The following is a 21543-nucleotide window of genomic DNA, read 5'->3' on the forward strand; positions in this document are numbered from 1 at the left end:
GGGTCGGGCGGTCGATTGGTCCAGACGTGGCTGGGATCAGGTATTCTTGATCTGCTCGATCGCCTGCGCCATCAGCTCGTCCATGGTGCGGCGGATCTGATGGTCCGACTGGTCGACGCCGGCGGCGTCGAAATCTCCACGGATCTTGCGGAACACGTCGTGATCGCCGGCTTCCTCGATGTCGGAGACAACCACTTCCTTGGCATAGGCGTCGGCATCAGCGCCGGACTTGCCCAGCTTTTCGGCGGCCCACAGGCCAAGCGCCTTGTTGCGGCGCGCCGAAGCCTTGAAGCGAAGTTCTTCGTCGAAGGCGAATTTGCGCTCAAAACCCTCTTCGCGGTCTTTCATGCTGCTCATGGCTTCCCTCCGGTGAAATCGATTCGCGTTGGCGGTGGATATGTGTGGTGCCGCAGCACAAACCAAAAGGGCGCGGGTCGGTCAATATGCTACATCACTTGCTGCGCTGCGGCATTTCATTCCTGAAACCGGTCGATCGAAAGGATTTGCCGATTGAGCAAACGCTGTGATTGGGATAGACCCGGCATTGAACCCTACCCGTCGCCGCACTAATTCAGGCAGACGGACAGGAACTGGTCGCTTGCCGCCTGCCCCCAATCCAGAGAAAAAATACGATGAAAAATCGCCGCCGCATTTATGAAGGCAAGGCCAAGATCCTCTATGAGGGACCAGAACCGGGCACGCTTATCCAGTTTTTCAAGGATGATGCCACCGCGTTCAACAAGAAGAAACACGAGGTCATCGACGGCAAGGGTGTGCTCAACAACCGCATTTCCGAGTACATCTTCAATCATCTGAACCGCATGGGCATTCCGACCCACTTTATCCGCCGGCTCAACATGCGCGAGCAGCTGATCAAGGAAGTCGAGATCATTCCGCTCGAAGTGGTTGTGCGCAATGTCGCCGCCGGTTCGCTGTCCAAGCGCCTCGGCATCGAGGAAGGCACCGTCCTGCCGCGCTCGATCATCGAATTCTATTACAAGGCCGACGCGCTCGACGATCCGATGGTGTCGGAAGAGCACATCACCGCGTTCGGCTGGGCTTCGCCGCAGGAGATCGACGACGTCATGGCGCTGGCCATCCGCGTCAACGACTTCCTTTCCGGCCTGTTCCTGGGTGTCGGCATCCAGCTCGTCGACTTCAAGATCGAATGCGGACGGCTGTTCGAAGGCGACATGATGCGCATCGTCGTTGCCGACGAGATCTCGCCGGATTCATGCCGGCTGTGGGACGTGGCCACGCAGGACAAGCTCGACAAGGACCGTTTCCGCCGCGACATGGGCGGCCTCGTCGAAGCCTATCAGGAAGTCGCCCGCCGCCTCGGCATCATGAACGAGAACGAGCCGCCGCGCCCGACCGGCCCGGTGCTCGTCGCCTCGACCGAAGGCATCAAAGGCAAGCCGCACTAGATCTTCTTTTTGACGCAATTCCGAATGGAAAACCGCTTCACACTTTTCCTCGAATTGCCAAGTCTTCGAACAGGAACCTGTCCAGCATGATCAAGGCCCGCATCACCGTCACCCTCAAGAACGGCGTGCTCGACCCCCAGGGAAAAGCCATAGAGCACGCTCTGTCGGGACTGGGTTTCGGCGGCGTCGGTCAGGTGCGGCAAGGCAAGGTGTTCGACCTGGAGCTTTCGGAGACCGACAAGGCCAAGGCCGAGGCCGATCTCAAGGCGATGTGCGACAAGCTGCTGGCGAACACGGTGATTGAGAACTATAGTGTCACGCTTACCTGAGGTTGTACCCGGGGGCTCGGATGCCGGAAGTCACTTATGAGCCGATGTACGAACTTCTCAAGAAAATCCATTCACGAATGGATCGGCTCGAGAATGGTCTCGGCGAGGTCAAGCATGAGGTTGTCGCGATCAGGTTGCAGGCGTTGGGTACGAAAGCGGACATTAGCGACATCTACGCGATAACAGGTCGCATCGATCAACGTCTCGAACGGATTGAGCAGCGCCTGGAGTTGCGCGAGTTGGCCGAAAAATCACAACCACCTTACGATCCAAGACCATGAGAAATGGCGGACGATCGACCATTGCAACCGGATTGCGCGTATTGGCATTAACGCTGGCCTTACCCGGGATGCTGGCTGCAGCGCTCTTGTTGCACGATTGGACGCGGCTTGCGACTGACTGGCACGACCTTCTATCTGGACCGAAGAGCGGGCTAGGCTGGTTCGGTTTGGCGATACTTGGGTTCGTGCTTCTTGTTTACTGTTGCCTGGCGCTGCTCGCGCGCCGCATCGAATCGTCTCAAAAGACCAAGGTACCAACGAAATGAAATCAGCCGTCGTTCTCTTGCCAGGCCTCAATCGCGACCGTGACATGATCGCGGCGCTGACCAAGATTTCCGGACAGGCGCCGGCCACCGTCTGGCAGACCGATACCGAAATCCCCGATGTCGACCTGATCGCCATCCCCGGCGGCTTCTCCTTCGGCGACTATCTGCGCTGCGGCGCTATTGCAGCGCGCATGCCGGTGATGCGGGCGGTGGCGGAAAAGGCCGCCAAGGGCGTCATGGTCATCGGCGTCTGTAACGGGTTCCAGATCCTGGTTGAGGCCGGCCTGTTGCCCGGCGCGCTGATGCGCAATTCCTCGCTGAAATTCGTCTGCCGGCAAGTGAAGCTCGAAATCGCCAACGCCAACACCATGTTCACCCGCCGCTACCAGCCGGGCCAGGTCATCCGCACCCCGGTGGCGCATCATGACGGCAATTATTTCGCCGATGCCGACACGCTTGCCCGCCTCGAAGGCGAAGGTCAGGTGGTGTTCCGCTATGCCGAGGGCACCAATCCCAACGGCTCGATCAACGACATTGCCGGTATTATCAGCGAGAAGGGCAATGTACTCGGCCTGATGCCGCATCCGGAAAACCTGATCGAGGCCGCGCATGGCGGCAGCGACGGCCGCGCACTATTCGAAGGCGCACTCGGCATTGCCGCCTGATATTTCTCGAAATCTTCAACGCGGGGGCGGCTGACCATGAAACTGACGATTGCTCGGGTGGCTTTCCTGACTGCCGCCGGCTTTGCACTGGCGTCCTGCCAGTCCAGCCCGAAGAGCGCGCCGGCGCCGGCAGGCAAGAGCGCTTCGCTGCTCGCCATGGAACAGGTGGCGATATCAGCCCACAAATGCTGGATCGCCAGCAAGGATCCCGCCTTCAAGTCGTATCAAATGGCCAATGAGCTGAATTCGTTCAGCGGCACGCCGCGCTTCCTGCTGGTGCCGGCCAAGCATTATGGCGGCAAGCCGTTGCTGGTCGTCCAGGCGCAAGGCAATTCCAGCCGCATCGACGTGTTCGGCCCGCTGATGGACGATCCGCTCGGCGCGCGCATCGGCTCCGATATTGCGCGCTGGCAGACGGGCAATCCCTCCTGTAACGCGGCCGCCTGACGCGTGAGCCGCTTCCTGCAGATTGCGGGATTGATCGTCGGTCTGTCCGGGCTTGTCCTGCAATTTTGCATCACCATACCGGCGTCGATGGAAGCCGGCCGCGGCTTTCTCGGCTCCATCGTCTTTCTGTTCAGCTTCTTCACCATCCTGACCAACATCGGCGCGGTTCTGGTCCACGTCTCGCTGCTCTCGCCTTCAGGCTATGCCTGGCTGCCTGCCTTCGCCGGATCGCGAATGCGCGCAGGCGTCGCTGTTTCGATCGCGCTGGTCTTCATCGTCTATGCCACGGTTCTGGCGCAGCTCTGGCAGCCGCAGGGCCTGTTCCTGCTCTGCGACGTGCTGCTGCACTACGTTACGCCGGTGCTGTTCGTGCTGTGGTGGCTGGTGGCGGGCGCCGACGGCAGGACGCGGTGGAGCGACATCTCCTGGTGGATGGCCTATCCGATCGCTTATCTCGCCTATACGCTGGCACGGGCGCCGATCGCAGGCGAAGTGCCCTACCCCTTCCTCGACGCCGCCAAGAACGGCGCGGCCAGCGTCGCGCTTTCGGCGCTGGCCGTCACCGGGGTTTTTCTGGTGCTGTGCATCCTCGCCGTACTTGTCGACAAGGGCGTCGCACGCCTCAGGGCGCCGGGCGTCCGTCGCTGACCGGAATGGCTCCAGGTCAGTCCCAGAAGCGCCGAATACCTTCGCGATAAGCGTCGCTGCGCGAGACACCGATATCCTTAAGCTGCTCGTCGGTCATTTCCAGCAAGGCCAGGCGGCCGCGGCGGCGCTCGAGCAACGCGCCGATCTGCTGAGTGAGTGACCTGACCACATGCACGATGCGGCTGACAAAGCCGCGCCGGCCCGACGAGCGCGGCCCGGCCAGTTCAGTTCCCGCATAGCGGATTGTCTCGATTGTGCTCATTGTCTTTCTACCAAGGTTGCAAATTGTACCCATTTATGGACAGCGCTCATATGTATTGACTCCTAAATCGGTGCAATATACAAAATTGTCACCATGACAAATTGGCTTCCCGATCTCACCGCCGGCTCCGGCCCGCTTTACCAGCGCCTTGCCGACAGCATCGAATCCGACATTGACAAGGGCGTCATCGACGCCGGGGCAAAGCTGCCGCCGCAGCGCGATCTCGCCTATGACATCGGCACCACCGTCGGCACGATCGGCCGGGCCTACCAGTTGCTGCGCGAGCGCGGGCTGGTGAGCGGCGAGGTCGGGCGCGGAACCTATGTGCTGGCCCAGCAATCGAAAGCGGCATCACCCGAATTCGCCGAGCCCGCCGTGCAAGGCACGCGCTATGTCGATGCGCCGCCCGGCAAACTGCGCTTCGACAGCACGGCCGCGCCCGATATCGGCCAGGGCGCCATTGTCGCCGATATGCTCTCGCGCACGGTGCAGGATCACCCGCATGAGATTTCCAGCTACACCAGGGACTTCCCGGACCGCTGGTTCGAAGCCGGTGCCCGCTGGCTGTCGCGAAATTCGTACCGTCCTGCCGCAGAGACCATCGTTCCCACGCTCGGCACCCATGCCGCTGTGATGGCGGCGATCGCGGCGCTGACCACGCCGGGCGATTATGTCGCCTTCGAACACCTCACCTATTCGCAGATCGCTCGCAGCGCCGGGCTTGTCGGGCGGCGCATTGCACTGGTCGCATCGGATGAGGACGGCCTCGACCCCGAGGATTTCGAGCGCGTCTGCGCGCAAAAGCACCCGAAAATGATTTTCCTGATGCCGACGGTGCAGAACCCGACGCTGGCGATCCTGTCGGTTTCGCGCCGCGAGGCGATCGCGCGTGTCGCGCGGGAGTACAATGTCATCCTCATCGAGGACGATCTCTATGGCGGGCTGACCGATGATACGACGCCACTCGTCGCCGAATATGCGCCCGAGCGCACCATCGTTGCCGGCGGCCTGTCGAAATCGGTCGCTGCCGGCGTTCGCGGCGGTTGGCTCTCCTGCCCGCCCTCCTATCGCCACCGCATCCGCGTCGCTCACAAGATGATGACCGGCGGCATGCCGTTCCTGCTGGCGGAAGTGAATGCGCGGCTGGTGCTGTCCGGGCAGGCTGGCGATATCCGCCGGCGCAGCATCGCCGAAATTGCCGCCCGCATCGCCATCGTGCGCGAGACATTGGCCGGCTTCGCCTTCAAGTCAAACGACAGCGTGCCCTTCGTCTGGCTGACCCTGCCCGATCCCTGGCTGTCCGGCACCTTCCGAAGTGCATGCCTCGAAAACGACGTGCTGCTCGACGACGAGGACGAATTCAAGGCCGGGCGCTCCGACCAGGTTTTCCACGGCGTTCGTTTCGGAGTCTCGCAGCCTATGCGGCGCGAGGAGATCGCCAGTGGCATCGCGGTGATCCGTCGGCTGCTGGAGGAAGGTCGCGCCGGCTACGACAGGTCGTCCTGACCCATTGACGCTTAACCGATTCTGGCGGCCCCGATCTCGCTCAGCCTTCTGCCTTGAAGTTTTTGGCTTCCTTCGCGCCCTTGTCCTTGCCGTGCTCCTCGGCCAGGTCCTTGGCCTGCTGCGGCGAAACGTCGGTGATCTCCGCAAGATGCATAGCTTCCTTGTCCGAGAGGCGATTGTCTTTCTTGCCTTGCTTGGTGGCCATGTCGAAATCTCCTGGTTGGTTGCAGACCTAACGGCCGGGATGCCATAGCGTTCCGCGACCACTCTCTCGGTGCTATCGTCGCCTTGTGGCTTTCCGGCGATTTTCGTCGGCGGATGGGGTGTATCGCGCCAAAGCTTGCGATAAGAGGGGACTCAGAAAATCCCCCTCTCCCACGGATACCAATCGCTGCCCATGACCATTTCCAATTCCGTGCCGATCACTCCCGAACTCATTGCCGCGCACGGGCTGAAGCCCGACGAATACCAGCGCATCCTCGATCTGGTCGGGCGCGAGCCGAGCTTCACCGAGCTCGGCATCTTCTCGGCGATGTGGAACGAGCACTGCTCCTACAAATCCTCGAAGAAATGGTTGCGCACGCTGCCGACCACCGGGCCGCAGGTCATCCAGGGCCCGGGCGAAAATGCCGGCGTGGTCGATATCGGCGATGGTGACTGCGTGGTCTTCAAGATGGAGAGCCACAACCACCCCTCCTACATCGAGCCCTATCAGGGTGCGGCAACCGGCGTCGGCGGCATATTGCGCGACGTCTTCACCATGGGCGCGCGGCCGATCGCGGCGATGAACGCGCTACGCTTCGGCGCGCCGGATCACCCCAAGACCAGGCATCTCGTGTCAGGCGTGGTGTCAGGCGTCGGCGGCTATGGCAACGCCTTCGGCGTGCCTACGGTCGGCGGCGAGGTCAATTTCGACGCCCGCTACAATGGCAACATCCTGGTCAACGCCTTTGCCGCCGGTCTTGCCAAGACCGATGCGATCTTCCTCTCGGAAGCCAAGGGCGTCGGCCTGCCGGTCGTCTATCTCGGCGCCAAGACCGGCCGCGACGGTGTCGGCGGCGCCACCATGGCGTCAGCCGAGTTCGACGACAAGATCGACGAGAAGCGGCCGACCGTGCAGGTCGGCGATCCCTTCACCGAAAAATGCCTGTTGGAGGCCTGCCTTGAACTGATGGCCTCGGGCGCGGTCATCGCCATCCAGGACATGGGGGCGGCCGGCCTCACCTGCTCGGCGGTCGAGATGGGCGCCAAGGGCGATCTCGGCATCGAGCTTCACCTCGATCAGGTGCCGGTGCGCGAAGAGCGCATGAGCGCCTATGAGATGATGCTGTCGGAAAGCCAGGAGCGCATGCTGATGGTGCTGCGCCCCGAGAAGGAAAAGGAAGCCGAGGCGATCTTCCACAAATGGGGCCTCGACTTCGCCATCGTCGGCAGCACCACCGACGATCTGCGTTTCCGAGTCATCCACCAGGGCGACGAGGTCGCCAATCTGCCGATCAAGGACCTTGGCGACAAGGCGCCGGAATATGACCGACCCTGGGTCGAGCCGCAGAAGCCGGCGGCACTGGCGGCTGGCGATGCACCAAAGGCCGATGTCGCCGACGCGCTGCTGAAGCTGCTCGGCGGGCCGGATTTGTCTTCGCGCCGCTGGGTGTGGGAGCAGTATGACACGCTGATCCAGGGCAATTCGCTGCAGCTGCCGGGCGGCGACGCAGGCGTGGTGCGCGTCGAGGGCCATCCGACCAAGGCGCTCGCCTTCTCCTCCGACGTCACACCGCGCTATTGCGAGGCCGACCCGTATGAGGGCGGCAAGCAGGCGGTAGCGGAATGCTGGCGCAACCTGACCGCCACCGGCGCGCTGCCGCTGGCGGCGACCGACAACCTCAATTTCGGCAATCCGGAGCGGCCGGAAATCATGGGCCAGCTGGTTGGCGCGGTGAAAGGCATTGGCGATGCCTGCCGGGCGCTCGGCTTCCCGATCGTGTCGGGCAATGTCTCGCTCTACAACGAGACCAACGGCCAGGGCATCCTGCCGACGCCGACCATTGGCGGCGTCGGGCTGATCGCCGACTGGTCGAAGATGACGCGCATCGGCTTTGCCGCCGAGGGCCAGATGATCCTGCTGGTCGGCGCACCCGCGACCTGGGGCAGCCATCTCGGCCAGTCCGCCTATTTCAGGGACATCCATGGCCGTACCGACGGGCCGCCCCCCCCGGTCGACCTCGCGCATGAAAAGCGCGTCGGCGACCATGTGCGCGGGCTGATCGCATCGGGCGTGGTGACGGCAGCGCATGACCTTTCCGATGGTGGCCTGGCGATAGCGCTGGCCGAAATGGCGATGGCATCCGGCATCGGCGCCACCATTCCCGGTCTTGCCGGCACCGACCCGATCCCGGTCTGGTTCGGCGAGGACCAGGGCCGCTACCTCCTGACGTTGTCGGTCGATCCGCAGAGCAAGGAATGGGACGCCATCCGCGAGGAGCAGAGCAAGCTCGGCATCTTCGCGCCATGGATCGGCTCAACCGGTGGACGCGAGCTGAAACTGGGCGACGCCAGGGCAATACCGGTGAGCGAGCTCGTGAGCGCCCACGAAGGCTGGTTCCCGCGCTTCATGGACAAGGCCAGTTGACCAGACTGGCCGCCCGGACGCTGATCGCAGTCGTCTTCTGGCCGTCGCTGTTCTTCCTCTGGTTTCTCGGCCCATTCGTCTTCTTCCTGCTGTCGACGACCTCGAGCGAGGTCTGTCCGCTGCTGGAAAGGCGTGAGCAGTTCCTTGAGGCGGCCAACGGCACGCTTCCGATGCTGGTCCTGCAGAACTTCATCTATGCGGTTCCGATCATCTGCCTGGTGCTTTGGATCCGGCTTTCGCCGGAGCCGGCGCGAGCAAGGCATGTCGTCACCTGTATCAAGCTTTTTATTGCCGCGGCGGTCATAGGGGCGCTGTGGGAATACGGCTCGTCGCTGGCCTGCGACGGCTATGGCCAGCCATTCTTTTCGCCACTGTGGCAAATGACGAGCTATCTCCCCATCGTCGGCCTGGTGATCAACATTCCGCTCTATGTCCTGACCTTCAGCCTTGGCCGGGGGTTCTCGACCCGCGACGACATCACCGAGGATGGTGTGGTCCACCCGTGGCAGGATGGCCCTTAGACACTCGGTCACGACAGAACGGCTTCAACCCGAACCAGAAAGGCTTTAGGCTTAGCCTCGAGTCACCCTCGTAAAAGCTGCCTAGCCGCCCAGAACAGGATTTTGCCATGGCAATGGATGCCCACGACATCGAAAAACTGATCAAGGACGGCATTCCGGACGCCAAGGTGACGATCCGCGACCTCGCCGGCGACGGCGATCACTATGCAGCCGAGGTGGTGGCCGAGAGCTTCCGGGGAAAGAGCCGCGTCCAGCAGCACCAGATGGTCTATGACGCGCTGAAGGGCAATATGGGCGGCGTGCTGCACGCACTGGCGCTGCAGACCAGCGTGCCGGACTGAAACCAGACTGGCCTACTGCGTCAGCTGCTGCCTGGCCGAAACGGACGTGATCGGCTTCACCGACACTGAAATGATTGGACCGGCCGGGTATTTTCCACCGACGATCATTCTTTTGCCGTCCGACAGCGCCGAGACCGCACCGTCGAGGAACAGGGCATTGCGGCATCCAAGTGCGTCGCGAAACAGCCGCGCGAAGCTGCCAAAACTCACTTCCGAACGCGAGATCGCCAGCACGACCGTGTTTTCGTCACGCACGCCGACGCCATTGCGGATGTAGCGAGAGCTGCCATCGGTCTCAAAGCGCGGATGAAGCGCGTCACCGATCACCAGCATCGGACCGGACTGCGTGGCGAAAGCGACGTCAGGCCTGGCGGCGGCATAGGCGCTGCTCTCCATGACGGCGGCCTTGCCGTCCTTGTCCACCAAAAAGACGCCGTTCGGCTTCAGGAAGAAGTTGCCTTCGGCATCGGCAAGGTTGAGCGGCGACTTTTCAATGCCGTTCTCAACCAGCAGGCCGACCGGCGACAGATCCACATGATACATGCCGCCATTCATGGCCAGCAGCACCGGCCTGCCCTCGCCGGCCATTGCTTTGTCGAAGGCCTCTAGCGAGCCAAACGGCTTGCCGTCGGCACCGGCATGGAAAACACCGATGCCGTCGGCGCGAAGATCGATCTCGCACACGACATAGGTCACCGCCTCGAAGGCGACATTCCGGCAAGGTGCCGGCAGGTCACCGCCAATGACCAAAGGCGGCGGCTCCGGGCGTTTTGGCCACCAGATGAAGGGCGTCACCACCAGGATGGCGATCAGAAAGGCGGCGCCATGTCGTTTTTTCATCATGTCCCGGAGGCTGCAATCGGTACGGAGGCTTGGCCCAAATCAGGCGATCGTTTGCGCCATTTCCGCGGCGGCGGCGCAAACATCTTGTTTCGGCCCATCTATGGGTTTATCTGAAGGCTATGCTTCGAGCCTGACTCCCACAGGCGTGAAAGGATATTCCATGAGCGGCATCAACGACTACATCGACAGCGAAGTGAAGGGCAACGACGTCGTCCTTTTCATGAAGGGCACGCCCGGCTTTCCGCAGTGCGGGTTTTCCGGCCAGGTGGTGCAGATCCTCGATTACATCGGCGCCGACTATAAGGGCGTCGACGTGTTGACCTCGGCCGAACTGCGCCAGGGCATCAAGGAATATTCGAACTGGCCGACGATTCCGCAGCTCTACGTCAAGGGCGAATTCGTCGGCGGCTGCGACATCATCCGCGAAATGTTCCAGGCGGGCGAACTGCAGACGTTCCTCGTCGAAAAGGGCGTCAGCGTCAAAGCCACCGCCTGATTCTGGTTTAGACCGGGGCGGCCCCCATCCCCGCAATATTACCTCCGCCTCACCCGGGGGAGGACGAACCGATGCGCCGGCATGCCGGCGCATATTCGTTTTGAGATTGGACCCGCCGTGGACCAGCAGTCACAAGCGCCGCAACAGGCAAGCAAATTGCCTATTCCGCGCTGGGAATTCATTGCGCTGTGCGCGGCGCTGATGGCGCTGAACTCGCTCGCCATCGACATCATGCTGCCGGCGCTGCAGCAGATCGGCGCCACGCTCGGCGTCGAAAATGAAAACCACCGCCAGTATGTGATCACCGCCTACATCTTAGGCTTCGGCGGCGGACAGCTTTTCTTCGGGCCGATCTCGGACCGGTTCGGGCGCCGCGCGCCGCTGGTCGTCGGGCTGGCGATCTACGTCGTGGCGGCTGCGGCTGCCGCCATCGCCCCGTCATTCGCCATCCTGCTCCTGTGCCGGCTTGTGCAAGGCATCGGTGCGGCGGCCACGCGCGTCATCGCCGTCTCGATCGTGCGCGACACGTTCGACGGCCGGCGCATGGCCGAGGTGATGTCGCTGATCTTCATGGTGTTCATGGCGATCCCGGTGATTGCTCCGGGCATCGGCCAGTTCATCATGCTGTTCGCAAGCTGGCACTGGATCTTCGTCACCATGGCGGTCGGGGCGCTGATCGTGTCGGCCTGGTCGCTGCTGCGGCTGCCGGAAACGCTGCATCCGGAATATCGCCGGCCGTTGACAGTATCATCGGTCCTCGGCGGTTTCCGCATCGTGCTCACCAACCGCATCGCGCTTTGCTACGCCTTTGCCAGTACCTTCATTTTCGCCGCCATGTTCGGCTTCATTGCCTCGGCACAGCAGATCTATGTCGACATTTTTCATGTCGGCGAGTTGTTTCCGCTCATCTTCGCGGGTGTCGCAGGCGTTCTCGCTTTTTCGAATTACCTCAACTCGCGCCTGGTCGGCCGCATCGGTATGCGCCGCCTGTCACAGAGCGCACTGCTTTTGTTCCTGGTGATCAGCCTTGCCTGGCTCACCGTTTCGCTTGAAATGAAGATGCCGCTCTGGCTGTTCATCGCCTTCTTCGCCAGCGCGATGCTGCCATTCGGTGCGCTCGGCGCCAATTTCAACGCACTCGCAATGGAGCCGCTCGGTCAACTGGCCGGCACGGCGTCGTCGATCCTGGGCTTCATGCAGACGTTTCTCGGCGGCATTCTCGGCACGCTGATCGGCCAGGCCTTCAACGGCACGGTGACTCCGCTGGCCGCGGGCTTTTGCAGCGTCTCGGTCGCGGCGCTGTTGATGATCCTCATCGCAGAGCGCGGCAAGATGTTCCAGCCGCACAACCCACCCGTTTCAGGGCACGTCACCGACCTGCATTAATTTTGGTCTGGAGCCTGGCGGCTTAACGCCAGGGCAGGAATTGACACTACTCAGCCCAGAGTTCCCTGCGCAATTCCTGCCAGCTTTCGCGGTCAGGCGCGACCAGGATGCCGCCATCGATATGCGAGGGCAGATAGGCGCTGCCGTCGATACGCGCCGTGTGGCCGCCGGCCTCGGCATGGATCAACACGCCGACCAGATGGTCCCACGGCATCAGCTTGTTGTAGACGACGAAATGCGCATGGCCGCTGGCGAGCAGCCGGTATTCATGCGCCGCGCAGCGATAGCCGAACTGCGACAGCGCCTTGGTCTGGTTGCGCGCCAGACGCGAGCGTTGCGGCTCAGCCAGATATTGCCAGGAAACCGAACCGGTCATCTGCGAGATCGGCACGGCGTCAGCGACATGCACCTTCTCCAGCGCGCCATGCGCGTGGCGGATATGGCTGCCGGCGCCCCTGGCGCCGATCAGCCAGTCCTTGCCCACGGGATCATGGATGATGCCGGCCACGGTCTCGCCCTTGACCACGACGCTGAGCATGACGCCGAACAGCGGCACACCGGAGGCGAAGTTGAAGGTGCCATCGACCGGGTCCACGACGAAGGCGAGGTCGGCATCGCCGAGGCCCTGGAGCAACGCCGGATTGTCGGAACAGGCCTCCTCGCCAACGATCATCGCCGTGGGATAGCGCTCCCGCAGCCTTGCCGTGATCAGCCGCTCGGCGTTGACGTCGGCCTCGGTCACCAGATCGGCGGCGGATGTCTTCTGGCGGACGTCACCCTCGCCCAGTCGGCGAAAGCGCGGCATGATTTCAACACTGGCGGCATCGGCAAGTAGCTCGGCCAGCCAGTCGATCGCATGGTCGTCAAATGTCATCGGAAATGTCTTGTCCTGCGGTGAGGCTGCCATTGAGCGCGGCAAAGTCGAACAGTTTTCTGTCCAGCAGATGCGAAGGCCTGGTGTTGGACAGCGCGCGCAGCATCGTGTCCTTTCGGCCCGGCATACGCTTTTCCATATCGTCCAGCATCGCCTTCGTGGCGTTGCGCTGCAGGCCTTCCTGGCTGCCGCAAAGATCGCAGGGAATGATCGGGAATTTCATCGCACCGGCGAATTTTTCCAGATCCGCCTCGGCGCAATAGCTCAACGGCCTCAGCACCATGACGTCGCCGTCATCGTTGAGCAGTTTTGGCGGCATGGCGGCAAGGCGGCCGCCGTGGAACAGGTTCATGAAGAAGGTTTCGAGGATGTCTTCTCGGTGGTGGCCGAGCACCAGCGCCGAACAGCCCTCTTCGCGCGCGATGCGGTAGAGATGGCCGCGCCGCAGCCGCGAGCACAGCGAACAATAGGTGCTGCCCTGGGGCAGCTTGTCGGTGACCACCGAATAGGTGTCCTGGTACTCGATGCGATGGGCAATGCCGTGCGCATCGAGATAATCCGGCAAGATGTGTTTCGGGAAATTCGGCTGACCCTGGTCGAGATTGCAGGCCAGAAGGTCGACCGGCAGCAGCCCGCGCCATTTGAGATCGAGCAGCACGGCGAGCAGGCCGTAGGAATCCTTGCCGCCCGACAGCGCCACCAGCCAGCGGTCGCCGGGCCTGACCATGGCGAAATCCTCGATCGCCTGGCGGGTCAGCCGCAACAGCCTCTTGCGCAGCTTGTTGAACTCGACCGAGGACGGCACATCGGCAAACAGCGGGTGAAAGCCGCCTTGGGCATCGGCAACCGGTTCAAGCAGATCGGCGTGTGGCAGCATGTTCATGGCGCGTCGGCCCAAATGTCTGTTAGGCAGGGATTAGCGCATCGGCCGCAAATCGCAAAGCGCGCCGCCCAAGAAAAAGGCCGCCTCGAGGGGCGGCCTTGATGTCTGCGGCAGAGAAGCCGATCAGCGCGAATAGAATTCGACGACCAGGTTCGGTTCCATCTGCACGGCGAACGGAACGTCCGCCAGGCCGGGGATGCGCGAGAAGGTCGCGACCATCTTGTTGTGATCGGCTTCGATGTAGTCCGGCACGTCGCGTTCGGCGAGGCCGACCGATTCCAGAACGATGACCAGCTGCTTCGACTTTTCGCGCACCTCGACGACGTCGCCCGGCTTGCAGCGGTACGAGCCGATGTTGACGCGCTTGCCGTTGACGTTGACGTGGCCATGGTTGACGAACTGGCGGGCGGCGAAAATGGTCGGCACGAACTTGGCGCGGTAGACGACCGCATCCAGACGCGACTCGAGCAGGCCGATCAGGTTCTCCGAGGTGTCGCCCTTGCGACGGTCGGCCTCTTCGTAGACCTTGCGGAACTGCTTTTCCGAAACGTCGCCATAGTGACCCTTCAGCTTCTGCTTGGCGCGCAGCTGCAGGCCGAAGTCGGAAAGCTTGCCCTTGCGGCGCTGGCCGTGCTGGCCGGGGCCGTATTCACGCTTGTTGACCGGGGACTTCGGGCGGCCCCAGATGTTTTCGCCGAGACGGCGGTCGATCTTGTACTTCGCGGATTCGCGCTTGCTCATCGCATTCCCTTTCAAAACAAACCACCCGGAACCTCATGGTCCGGGTGAAGGAAACGCGCCCTCCTCTGGCCTCCGTTTTCGAGACCTGACAGGGTTTTCCACGCAATGCGATGGAAAACCCACGGGACACGTCATTTCAAAACAAGACCAAGGAAACGATAAACCTGATTTCTCGGGGCTTGCCATGCAAAAGAAACAACCGGGCATTGCGGCCCGGTGTTGGTGGGCTCGTTAAACGGAGATTTAACCGGTGTCAAGCTCGCCGCTGGCAGCGGTTGCGGCAACTGTATAGCATTTCTGACGTTAAGTGCGGTGCCGGATGTGGCGGGTCGTTACCGACGGCATTAGGAAGGGACTGGAGCTAAAGGAGCCAGAAGTCGTATGAAAAAATTCTTCCTTTCGTTGGTAAGTGCAGCCGTCCTGGCAGGTTCGATGTCCATTGCCGTTCCCGAGCCGGCGATGGCCAGGCACTGGCACGGCCACAAACACCATCAGGTCTGCCGTATCGTGGTGAAGAAGAAGGTCGCCTGGCGGCACGGCCACAAGAGGGTCATCCGCTACAAGGTGAAGCGCTGCTGGTGGCGCTGGTAATTTCGGCTTCGGCCTGAAGTGAAGAGCCCGCGTTCTCGGCCGCGGGCTTTTGTTTTTGGATTGGTTCCGGACTCAATCCGCCGGCTTCTTCTGGGGCAGGCCCTTGCGCTTGGTCTCGGCGAATTCCTCGAGCTGCTTTTCACTCATCGATTCATACATTTCGCGTGCAGCGCCTATGAGTTCGCTTTTCCTGGTTTCGCCGCGTTTGGCCGAAAGCGCGGCGCCGGCGGCCTTTTGTTGCGCTTGTGATTTTGCAGGCATTTCGGTTCCTCCGTTGCTGCCTGAACAAGAAACGTTGCGCTCCGGCGACGGTTCCAGCGCTGGCGGTCAACTCTCAGTCCGCGCTTCGTGTTTCCCCAAGGCCGGCCCGCCTGCCGGCAAATCGGCCTTCCCGTGTCCGGAACGCCAGTGTAGGACGGCGCGATGAAATCGCTGACCGATCCCACACAGGCACTCGCTACCGGCCTCGCAAAGATCCGTACCGAGTTCCATGTGCCGGAGGGATTTCCGCCTGATGTAATGGCCCAGGCGCAGACGGCGGCCAAGCGCGTGCCCAACCAGCATGCCGACCGGACGGCGATGCCTTTCGTGACACTCGATCCGGCGACTTCCACCGACCTTGATCAGGCGTTTTCGATCGAGGCGAGCGGCAGCGACCTTCTGTTGCACTATGCCATTGCCGACGTGGCCTGGTTCGTCGAGGACGGCGACGCGGTCGACCTCGAAGCCTGGGCGCGGGGCGAGACCCTGTATTTGCCGGACGGCAAGGCCGGGCTCTATCCCCGGGTGATTGCCGAGGGTGCTGCGAGCTTGTTGCCCAGCGGACCGCGCCCGGCTGTTGTCTTCACGGTTCGGATCGCTGCGGACGGCGCGGTAAAGCTGGACGGCGCGGAGCGCGCAATCATTCAGACCCGCGCCAAGCTCGCCTATGACAGCGTGCTAGCTTCAGACGTTCCCACAGGCTTCGCCGAAATTGCGCGGCGCATGGCGGCAAACGAAGAGCGTCGTGGCGCTTCCCGCGTCGACCCGCCCGAGCAGGAGGTGGAACAGCTTGCCGACGGCACATTCCAGCTTTCGTTCAGACCGCTGCTGCAATCAGAGCAGGACAACGCCGCGCTTTCGCTGGCCGCCAACATGGCGATTGCCGACGCCATGCTGGCACACCGGACCGGGTTGTTCCGGGTGATGGCGCCGCCGGATGCTTCCAAGGTGCAAAGACTGCGCAACGCTGCACAGGCTCTCGGCCTGTCCTGGCCGGCGTCGACCAGCCTGCGCGACTATCAGCGAACCCTCGATCCCAGCAACAGGCAACAGGCAGCGCTGATGCTGGAAATCCGCCGTGCCGGTTCCGGTGCGTCCTATCAACCCTATGAGGAAGGCGTTGTCCCGTGGCACGAGGCGATGGCCGCGACCTATGCCCACGCCACCGCGCCGCTGAGACGGCTGGCAGACCGCTATGTCGTGCGCTGCGCGCTGGCAATCGCCAACGGGCAGCCGGTGCCGCAGGCCGTTGCCGATGCGTTCGCCAGACTGCCCAGGGTTATGGGGCGCGCGGATGCTCGCGCCTCACAGATCAACCACGCGGCCATCGACCTTGCAGAGGCAGTCATGCTGAAGGGACGTGAGGGTGAAATGTTCAAGGCCGTCGTCACCGACGTCGCCGACCAGCGTATGCGCGTTCAGCTCTCGGACATGCCTGTCGTTGCCAACGTAAAGGCCTCCGGGTCCGGACAAGGCGATGGCCTGACGCTAAGGCTGGTTTCGGCCGATCCGGAGCAACGCCGTATTGTCTTCGAACCAGCCTAGCGCGTGCTCAATCCAAAGCCCTGCATCAGCCGGCTGATCGCGAAATCGGCGTTTCCCGAGGTAAAGACAGCGATGTCGGGCTCGCTCTGTGGCAACGGCCCGTCGACTGCCGGAAGCAGCGACATCGCACGCCGCGCAATCGCCTCGGCGGGATCGAGCCAATCCACCGGCCAGGGTGCGGTCTTGCGCATGCGGTTGGCCAGGAACGGATAGTGTGTGCAGGCGAGCACGACGATATCGGTGCGCAAATCATCATGCTGGACGAAGCACGGTGCGATTTCGGCGCGCACCGCCTCCTCGTCGACGAAGCCCTCGCGCATATAGACTTCGGCCAATCCGGCCAGATTGTTGCTGCCGACCAGGCGGACATGGCATTTCTGCGCCCACTTGCCGATCAGGTCGCGCGTATATTGCCGCTTCACCGTGCCCGGCGTCGCCAGCACCGAAACCAGCCCGGAGCGGGTGCGCTCGGCCGCCGGCTTGATCGCCGGGACGGTGCCGACAAAGGGATGGCCGGGAAACCTGTCGCGCAGCGCATCGATCACCAGCGTCGAAGCGGTGTTGCAGGCGATGACCGAAATGGCTGGTGAAAACCGGTCCAGCAGCTCTGCGAAGAGATCGAGTATATGGGTCTGCAGCGCCGGCTCTTCCCAGGCGCCGTAGGGGAAAGCCGCATCGTCGGCGACATAGATGAAGCGCCGGTCGGGCATCAGCACGCGCGCTTCGCGCAGCACGGTCAACCCGCCAACGCCGGAATCGAACATCAGGATCGGGCGGTGGCTTGATCGATCGCTCATTGATGTCGGACCATGGAAAGAGGCTGGAGATCAGAAGGGGCTGGACGGAGATATGGCCGATGCCGTTCTATCCGCAACGGTCATGGTCTTGAAGTGGCGAATTCGGTCAAGTTTTGCGCAGCGCCCGCGAAGATCGCTTTTCGCGATTGCTCTACAGCCCGCGCTTGCCGAAACCCGCCGGCTTAGGCCGGCTCATCGGTTGGACAGACGGCACCGAGCGTGTGGCAGGTGCGGCGGCGCGCGCAGTGGATGGCGCAGCGCTGGTGGCCATCCGGCCGCCAGCCGACGGAACAGCGCCCTCGAAATCGAAAACCGATGTCAGCTCATCGATATTGCTGCCCGCCACCGGCTTTGCCACCAGGATCGTGCACCAAAGGCCAAAGATCGACAGCGCGAGCAGGTTGAGACCGCTGGACGTGTTTTCCGGATTGTTGAAATCGATGACCAGCAATGTGCCTGCCTGCAGAAAAGCGTAGATGGCGCAGAACACGATGTAGGACCACAGGATCCAGGCCTTGCCGTTGGCGTCGCGGCTGCGCCGCCAGGCAAAGTTGCCGCGCATGACAACAGCCAGGAGCGAAACGACGAGGACCGCGCCGGCCATCCCTTGCCGCGACGGGCCGGGCGCGGAATTGATGAAGCCTTCGAGACCCATCGTCCCCACAATGCATACCAGAGCCAACATGCCCTCGAGGAAGGCTAGGCCGAGGGAATAGAAGAAGAAGCGCATGCGGCCGATATTGGACGTGAACATTTGCCACTCCGCCGTTTTGACAACAATGGATGAGAAGCAAATAAAATTCGGTTACTTCAGCCGTTCGAAGCTTAGTGATTGCTAATCTTCTTTGTCTGCCAGGCGTTTTCGCGCGGCGGCCGGAAGCCGTCTCGGATCGTCTCCCGGCGAGCCGTCGCCGCGCGGCATGGCCGGCGAAAACCGGTCCAGCGACGAGATGATGCCGCGCAGCACCTTGAGTTCCGGCTCGGCGAAACCGGCGCGGGTCAAGACGGCGCGCAGATTGTCGACCATCTTGGGTTTCTTCGGCGCCGGGCGGAAATAGCCGCGCGCTTCGAGCGCGCCTTCGAGATAGGCAAACAGGCCGTGCAGCTCTTCCTTGCTCGCCGGCTTCATTTCGGGACTGGAGAAATTGGTCGCCGTCTCGTCCTCGAGGCTCGACTTCATCCATTCATAGGACATCAAAAGTACGGCCTGGGCGATGTTGAGCGACGAGAAGCCGGGGTCGACCGGAAAGGTGACGATCTCGTCGGCCAGCCCGACCTCGTCATTGTAGAGGCCGAAGCGCTCGCGCCCAAACAGGATCCCGGTGCGCTGACCGGCTATTTGGCGCGCCCTGAGCGCCCTGCCCGCCTCGACCGGACCGCGCACGGCTTTGAAGCCGTCGCGCTCGCGCGCCGTGGTGGCGAAGACGAAATTGAGATCGGCGACCGCGGACGCCAGATCGCCGAACACAGTGACGGCATCGATGACATGGTCGGCGCGGCTGGCGGCGGCGCGCGCCTTCTCGCTCGGCCAGCCATCGCGCGGGTTGACGAGCCTCAGTTCGGCAAGACCGAAATTGGCCATGGCGCGCGCGACCATGCCGATATTCTCGCCGAGCTGCGGCTCGACCAGAATGATCGCCGGACCGGCTGCGGGGACGTTTTCAGGCGATTGCGGGGCGGACATGATCTCAATGAACTGCTGTTTGCGGCTTTTTCAGCGTTCCCTGCCACATCCGTCCGCCAAAATGAAGCTTTTGAAAAACAGCAGATAGACGCGCCACCCTCCACTTTGGTGGCCGATCGGCGTTTGCGCGGCCAAATAGGCTTTGATATACGCTCCGCATCCCCGGCCAAAAGCCATGCGGGCAAGGCCGTTCCGTTCCCCAAAAGCGAGGCATTCTTTCCATGGCGAAGATCAAGGTGGCGAACCCGGTCGTCGAGCTCGACGGCGACGAGATGACCCGCATCATCTGGCAGTTCATCAAGGACAAGCTGATCCACCCTTATCTCGACCTGAAGCTTGAATATTACGACCTCGGCGTCGAGCACCGCGACGCCACCAACGATCAGGTGACCATCGATTCGGCCAACGCCATCAAGAAATGGGGCGTCGGCGTGAAATGCGCGACGATCACCCCCGACGAGCAGCGCGTCGAGGAATTCAAGCTGAAGAAGATGTGGAAGTCGCCGAACGGCACCATCCGCAACATTCTTGGCGGCACCATCTTCCGCGAGCCTATCATCATGAAGAACGTGCCGCGGCTGGTGCCCGGCTGGACCAAGCCGATCATCGTCGGCCGCCACGCCTTCGGCGACCAGTACCGCGCGACCGACTTCCGATTTCCCGGCAAGGGCAAGCTGACGATCAAATTCGTCGGCGAGGACGGCAAGGTGATCGAGCACGACGTGTACGACGCACCCGGTGCCGGCGTCGCCATGGCCATGTACAATCTCGACGAATCCATCCGCGAGTTCGCCCGCGCCTCGCTGAATTACGGCCTGCTGCGCAACTATCCGGTCTATCTCTCGACCAAGAACACCATCCTCAAAGCCTATGACGGCCGCTTCAAGGACATTTTCCAGGAGGTCTACGAGCAGGAGTTCGAGGCAGAGTTCAAGTCGAAGAAGCTGTGGTATGAGCACCGGCTGATCGACGACATGGTGGCCTCCGCTCTGAAATGGTCGGGCGGCTATGTCTGGGCCTGCAAGAACTATGACGGCGACGTCCAGTCCGACACGGTGGCCCAAGGTTTTGGTTCGCTCGGCCTGATGACCTCGGTGCTGATGACGCCGGACGGCAAGACGGTGGAAGCGGAAGCCGCGCACGGCACCGTCACCCGCCACTATCGCCAGCACCAGAAGGGCGAGGAAACCTCGACCAATTCGATCGCCTCTATCTTCGCCTGGACGCGGGGCCTCGCCCACCGCGCCAAGCTCGACGACAATGCCGAGCTGAAGCGCTTTGCCGACACGCTGGAGAAGGTCTGCATCCAGACCGTCGAGAGCGGCTTCATGACCAAGGACCTGTCGCTCCTGATCGGCCCCGACCAGCCCTGGCTGTCGACCACCGGTTTCCTCGACAAGATCGACGAGAACCTGCAGAAGGCGATGGCGTAAGCCGATAACGAAGGCTCCGAGAGGAGCCTTCTTTTTGGGCAGAACGAGGGGCTGATCGATGACCAGGCCGATCCTCTACGGCGCCGATTACAGCGTCTATGTCCGCATCGTGCGCCTGGCGCTGGCGGAAAAGGGTATCGACTACGAGCTTGTGCCGGTCGATATCTTCGCTGCCGATGGTAGTCCAGCCTGGTATCTGGAACATCACCCGTTTGGCCGCATCCCGGCCTTCGAGCATGACGGTTTTCGCCTGTTCGAAACCAGTGCTATCGCCCGCTATGTCGACGAGGCGTTCGACGGCCCGGCGCTGCGGCCGAAGGACCCGCGCGGCCGCGCGCGCATGAACCAGATCATCGGCATGCTCGACGCCTATGGCTACAGGTCAATGGTCTGGGATGTCGCCGTCGAGCGGCTGGAGAGCGCAGCGCCCGACGAGGCGCTGATCGCCAACGGACTGCGCCAGGCCGAAACGGTGCTCAGGGTGCTTGCCTCCCTCAAAGCGCCCGGGCCGTGGCTGCTCGGCGATCAGCTGACGTTGGCCGATCTGCACGCGGCGTCCATCATCGCCTATTTCCTCAAAGTTCCCGAAGGGCAGAATCTGCTCGCTGAATTTGCTGATATCCACGCCTGGTGGGAGCGAATTGCTGCCAGAAAAGCCTTTGCCATGACCGAAAAGGCCGATTGAGC

The 21543-nt window shown here is 62.3% G+C and carries 27 protein-coding genes; 16 read left to right on the top strand and 11 right to left on the bottom strand.

The window, feature by feature from the left end; all coding sequences use genetic code 11:
- Positions 1-36 precede the first annotated feature (36 nt).
- Positions 37-357 (bottom strand): DUF1476 domain-containing protein, encoded by a 321-nt coding sequence (locus tag ACWGTI_RS11175; RefSeq protein ID WP_454576171.1) that lies wholly within the window; start codon positions 355-357, stop codon positions 37-39.
- A 275-nt stretch (positions 358-632) separates the two neighbouring features.
- On the opposite strand from ACWGTI_RS11175, the gene purC reads away from it, so the two are divergent.
- From purC to ACWGTI_RS11205, 6 genes are all read left to right on the top strand, one after another.
- Positions 633-1427 (top strand): phosphoribosylaminoimidazolesuccinocarboxamide synthase, encoded by a 795-nt coding sequence (purC, locus tag ACWGTI_RS11180; RefSeq protein WP_454587158.1) that lies wholly within the window; start codon positions 633-635, stop codon positions 1425-1427.
- An 86-nt stretch (positions 1428-1513) separates the two neighbouring features.
- Entirely contained in the window at positions 1514-1756 is a 243-nt protein-coding gene (gene purS, locus ACWGTI_RS11185; protein ID WP_181057212.1) for a phosphoribosylformylglycinamidine synthase subunit PurS, read from the top strand.
- Between the two features lie 20 nt (positions 1757-1776).
- A complete protein-coding gene (locus ACWGTI_RS11190) occupies positions 1777-2037 on the top strand; it encodes a hypothetical protein (RefSeq protein WP_454587159.1) in 261 nt (86 codons plus the stop codon).
- A gap of 262 nt (positions 2038-2299) precedes the next feature.
- The gene (purQ, locus tag ACWGTI_RS11195) at positions 2300-2968 is read left to right on the top strand and encodes a phosphoribosylformylglycinamidine synthase subunit PurQ (RefSeq protein WP_454587160.1); all 669 of its coding nucleotides are present in this window, start codon (positions 2300-2302) and stop codon (positions 2966-2968) included.
- 36 nt (positions 2969-3004) lie between these two features.
- Positions 3005-3415 (top strand): hypothetical protein, encoded by a 411-nt coding sequence (locus tag ACWGTI_RS11200; RefSeq protein WP_454587161.1) that lies wholly within the window; start codon positions 3005-3007, stop codon positions 3413-3415.
- A gap of 3 nt (positions 3416-3418) precedes the next feature.
- On the top strand, positions 3419-4063 hold the full coding sequence (locus ACWGTI_RS11205) for a Pr6Pr family membrane protein (protein ID WP_454587162.1): 645 nt from the start codon (positions 3419-3421) through the stop codon (positions 4061-4063).
- A 16-nt stretch (positions 4064-4079) separates the two neighbouring features.
- On the opposite strand, the gene ACWGTI_RS11210 is transcribed toward ACWGTI_RS11205, so the two are convergent.
- On the bottom strand, positions 4080-4325 hold the full coding sequence (locus ACWGTI_RS11210) for a DUF1127 domain-containing protein (protein WP_454587163.1): 246 nt from the start codon (positions 4323-4325) through the stop codon (positions 4080-4082).
- A 93-nt stretch (positions 4326-4418) separates the two neighbouring features.
- On the opposite strand from ACWGTI_RS11210, the gene ACWGTI_RS11215 reads away from it, so the two are divergent.
- Complete coding sequence (locus ACWGTI_RS11215; RefSeq protein ID WP_454587164.1) at positions 4419-5831, top strand: aminotransferase-like domain-containing protein; 1413 nt, start codon at positions 4419-4421, stop codon at positions 5829-5831.
- 40 nt (positions 5832-5871) lie between these two features.
- Here ACWGTI_RS11215 and ACWGTI_RS11220 read toward each other — a convergent pair whose 3' ends face one another.
- The gene (locus ACWGTI_RS11220) at positions 5872-6036 is read right to left on the bottom strand and encodes a hypothetical protein (protein ID WP_454576162.1); all 165 of its coding nucleotides are present in this window, start codon (positions 6034-6036) and stop codon (positions 5872-5874) included.
- Between the two features lie 192 nt (positions 6037-6228).
- Here ACWGTI_RS11220 and purL point away from each other — a divergent pair, with 192 nt between their 5' ends.
- The 3 genes from purL (at position 6229) to ACWGTI_RS11235 (ending at position 9322) form a co-directional block, all read left to right on the top strand.
- Entirely contained in the window at positions 6229-8460 is a 2232-nt protein-coding gene (purL, locus tag ACWGTI_RS11225; RefSeq protein WP_454587165.1) for a phosphoribosylformylglycinamidine synthase subunit PurL, read from the top strand.
- Positions 8457-8981, top strand: a complete 525-nt coding sequence (locus ACWGTI_RS11230; RefSeq protein WP_454587166.1) for a hypothetical protein — start codon at positions 8457-8459, stop codon at positions 8979-8981. Before purL ends, ACWGTI_RS11230 begins: the two co-directional genes overlap by 4 nt.
- Before the next feature lie 107 nt (positions 8982-9088).
- Positions 9089-9322 (top strand): BolA/IbaG family iron-sulfur metabolism protein, encoded by a 234-nt coding sequence (locus ACWGTI_RS11235; protein WP_010909092.1) that lies wholly within the window; start codon positions 9089-9091, stop codon positions 9320-9322.
- A 12-nt stretch (positions 9323-9334) separates the two neighbouring features.
- On the opposite strand, the gene ACWGTI_RS11240 is transcribed toward ACWGTI_RS11235, so the two are convergent.
- A complete protein-coding gene (locus ACWGTI_RS11240) occupies positions 9335-10162 on the bottom strand; it encodes a phosphodiester glycosidase family protein (protein WP_454587167.1) in 828 nt (275 codons plus the stop codon).
- Positions 10163-10325: 163 nt separating this feature from the next.
- Here ACWGTI_RS11240 and grxD point away from each other — a divergent pair, with 163 nt between their 5' ends.
- Both grxD and ACWGTI_RS11250 read left to right on the top strand, forming a co-directional pair.
- Complete coding sequence (gene grxD / locus ACWGTI_RS11245) at positions 10326-10661, top strand: Grx4 family monothiol glutaredoxin (RefSeq protein WP_112561431.1); 336 nt, start codon at positions 10326-10328, stop codon at positions 10659-10661.
- A 117-nt stretch (positions 10662-10778) separates the two neighbouring features.
- Positions 10779-12047, top strand: a complete 1269-nt coding sequence (locus ACWGTI_RS11250) for a multidrug effflux MFS transporter (RefSeq protein WP_454587168.1) — start codon at positions 10779-10781, stop codon at positions 12045-12047.
- Between the two features lie 46 nt (positions 12048-12093).
- Here the strand turns inward: ACWGTI_RS11250 and ACWGTI_RS11255 are convergent, their stop codons facing one another.
- From ACWGTI_RS11255 to rpsD, 3 genes are all read right to left on the bottom strand, one after another.
- Complete coding sequence (locus ACWGTI_RS11255) at positions 12094-12921, bottom strand: inositol monophosphatase family protein (RefSeq protein WP_454587169.1); 828 nt, start codon at positions 12919-12921, stop codon at positions 12094-12096.
- Positions 12911-13804 carry a tRNA 2-thiocytidine(32) synthetase TtcA gene (gene ttcA / locus ACWGTI_RS11260; protein ID WP_454587170.1) on the bottom strand — a complete coding sequence of 298 codons (894 nt, stop codon included), beginning with the start codon at positions 13802-13804 and terminating at the stop codon, positions 12911-12913. The genes ACWGTI_RS11255 and ttcA overlap by 11 nt, the downstream gene beginning before the upstream one ends.
- 123 nt (positions 13805-13927) lie before the next feature.
- The gene (gene rpsD, locus ACWGTI_RS11265; RefSeq protein ID WP_013895883.1) at positions 13928-14545 is read right to left on the bottom strand and encodes a 30S ribosomal protein S4; all 618 of its coding nucleotides are present in this window, start codon (positions 14543-14545) and stop codon (positions 13928-13930) included.
- 432 nt (positions 14546-14977) lie between these two features.
- Between rpsD and ACWGTI_RS11270 the strand changes: the two genes are divergently transcribed.
- Entirely contained in the window at positions 14978-15136 is a 159-nt protein-coding gene (locus ACWGTI_RS11270) for a hypothetical protein (RefSeq protein WP_454587171.1), read from the top strand.
- A gap of 72 nt (positions 15137-15208) precedes the next feature.
- On the opposite strand, the gene ACWGTI_RS11275 is transcribed toward ACWGTI_RS11270, so the two are convergent.
- Entirely contained in the window at positions 15209-15397 is a 189-nt protein-coding gene (locus ACWGTI_RS11275; RefSeq protein WP_454576155.1) for a DUF3008 family protein, read from the bottom strand.
- A gap of 162 nt (positions 15398-15559) precedes the next feature.
- On the opposite strand from ACWGTI_RS11275, the gene ACWGTI_RS11280 reads away from it, so the two are divergent.
- The gene (locus tag ACWGTI_RS11280; RefSeq protein ID WP_454587172.1) at positions 15560-16942 is read left to right on the top strand and encodes an RNB domain-containing ribonuclease; all 1383 of its coding nucleotides are present in this window, start codon (positions 15560-15562) and stop codon (positions 16940-16942) included.
- Here ACWGTI_RS11280 and murI read toward each other — a convergent pair.
- The 3 genes from murI to ACWGTI_RS11295 all read right to left on the bottom strand — a co-directional run bounded on the left by murI (position 16939) and on the right by ACWGTI_RS11295 (position 19423).
- Positions 16939-17739: a glutamate racemase gene (gene murI, locus ACWGTI_RS11285; protein WP_454587173.1), complete on the bottom strand. Its 801-nt coding sequence runs from the start codon at positions 17737-17739 to the stop codon at positions 16939-16941. The two genes, ACWGTI_RS11280 and murI, sit on opposite strands and share 4 nt — an antisense overlap.
- A gap of 151 nt (positions 17740-17890) precedes the next feature.
- Positions 17891-18493 (bottom strand): hypothetical protein, encoded by a 603-nt coding sequence (locus tag ACWGTI_RS11290; protein WP_454587174.1) that lies wholly within the window; start codon positions 18491-18493, stop codon positions 17891-17893.
- Between the two features lie 81 nt (positions 18494-18574).
- Positions 18575-19423, bottom strand: coding sequence for an RNA methyltransferase (locus tag ACWGTI_RS11295; RefSeq protein WP_454587175.1), 849 nt, complete (start codon positions 19421-19423; stop codon positions 18575-18577).
- Positions 19424-19644: 221 nt separating this feature from the next.
- On the opposite strand from ACWGTI_RS11295, the gene ACWGTI_RS11300 reads away from it, so the two are divergent.
- On the top strand, positions 19645-20856 hold the full coding sequence (locus ACWGTI_RS11300; protein ID WP_454587176.1) for an NADP-dependent isocitrate dehydrogenase: 1212 nt from the start codon (positions 19645-19647) through the stop codon (positions 20854-20856).
- 58 nt (positions 20857-20914) lie between these two features.
- Positions 20915-21541, top strand: coding sequence for a glutathione S-transferase family protein (locus tag ACWGTI_RS11305; RefSeq protein WP_454587177.1), 627 nt, complete (start codon positions 20915-20917; stop codon positions 21539-21541).
- Positions 21542-21543: the final 2 nt, after the last annotated feature.

The organism is Mesorhizobium sp. ArgA1, assembly GCF_053714375.1.

Coding starts and splice junctions, on each gene's coding strand:
- ACWGTI_RS11270 (WP_454587171.1), top strand. CDS start 14,978: ATGTCCATTGCCGTTCCCGAGCCGGCGATGGCCAGGCACTGGCACGGC.
- rpsD (WP_013895883.1), bottom strand. CDS start 14,545: ATGAGCAAGCGCGAATCCGCGAAGTACAAGATCGACCGCCGTCTCGGC.
- ACWGTI_RS11210 (WP_454587163.1), bottom strand. CDS start 4,325: ATGAGCACAATCGAGACAATCCGCTATGCGGGAACTGAACTGGCCGGG.
- ACWGTI_RS11300 (WP_454587176.1), top strand. CDS start 19,645: ATGGCGAAGATCAAGGTGGCGAACCCGGTCGTCGAGCTCGACGGCGAC.
- ACWGTI_RS11190 (WP_454587159.1), top strand. CDS start 1,777: ATGCCGGAAGTCACTTATGAGCCGATGTACGAACTTCTCAAGAAAATC.
- ACWGTI_RS11215 (WP_454587164.1), top strand. CDS start 4,419: ATGACAAATTGGCTTCCCGATCTCACCGCCGGCTCCGGCCCGCTTTAC.
- ACWGTI_RS11235 (WP_010909092.1), top strand. CDS start 9,089: ATGGCAATGGATGCCCACGACATCGAAAAACTGATCAAGGACGGCATT.
- murI (WP_454587173.1), bottom strand. CDS start 17,739: ATGAGCGATCGATCAAGCCACCGCCCGATCCTGATGTTCGATTCCGGC.
- purQ (WP_454587160.1), top strand. CDS start 2,300: ATGAAATCAGCCGTCGTTCTCTTGCCAGGCCTCAATCGCGACCGTGAC.
- ACWGTI_RS11255 (WP_454587169.1), bottom strand. CDS start 12,921: ATGACATTTGACGACCATGCGATCGACTGGCTGGCCGAGCTACTTGCC.
- ACWGTI_RS11295 (WP_454587175.1), bottom strand. CDS start 19,423: ATGTCCGCCCCGCAATCGCCTGAAAACGTCCCCGCAGCCGGTCCGGCG.
- ACWGTI_RS11175 (WP_454576171.1), bottom strand. CDS start 357: ATGAGCAGCATGAAAGACCGCGAAGAGGGTTTTGAGCGCAAATTCGCC.
- ACWGTI_RS11290 (WP_454587174.1), bottom strand. CDS start 18,493: ATGTTCACGTCCAATATCGGCCGCATGCGCTTCTTCTTCTATTCCCTC.
- ttcA (WP_454587170.1), bottom strand. CDS start 13,804: ATGAACATGCTGCCACACGCCGATCTGCTTGAACCGGTTGCCGATGCC.
- ACWGTI_RS11275 (WP_454576155.1), bottom strand. CDS start 15,397: ATGCCTGCAAAATCACAAGCGCAACAAAAGGCCGCCGGCGCCGCGCTT.
- purS (WP_181057212.1), top strand. CDS start 1,514: ATGATCAAGGCCCGCATCACCGTCACCCTCAAGAACGGCGTGCTCGAC.
- ACWGTI_RS11220 (WP_454576162.1), bottom strand. CDS start 6,036: ATGGCCACCAAGCAAGGCAAGAAAGACAATCGCCTCTCGGACAAGGAA.
- ACWGTI_RS11280 (WP_454587172.1), top strand. CDS start 15,560: ATGAAATCGCTGACCGATCCCACACAGGCACTCGCTACCGGCCTCGCA.
- purC (WP_454587158.1), top strand. CDS start 633: ATGAAAAATCGCCGCCGCATTTATGAAGGCAAGGCCAAGATCCTCTAT.
- grxD (WP_112561431.1), top strand. CDS start 10,326: ATGAGCGGCATCAACGACTACATCGACAGCGAAGTGAAGGGCAACGAC.
- ACWGTI_RS11240 (WP_454587167.1), bottom strand. CDS start 10,162: ATGAAAAAACGACATGGCGCCGCCTTTCTGATCGCCATCCTGGTGGTG.
- ACWGTI_RS11305 (WP_454587177.1), top strand. CDS start 20,915: ATGACCAGGCCGATCCTCTACGGCGCCGATTACAGCGTCTATGTCCGC.
- ACWGTI_RS11200 (WP_454587161.1), top strand. CDS start 3,005: ATGAAACTGACGATTGCTCGGGTGGCTTTCCTGACTGCCGCCGGCTTT.
- purL (WP_454587165.1), top strand. CDS start 6,229: ATGACCATTTCCAATTCCGTGCCGATCACTCCCGAACTCATTGCCGCG.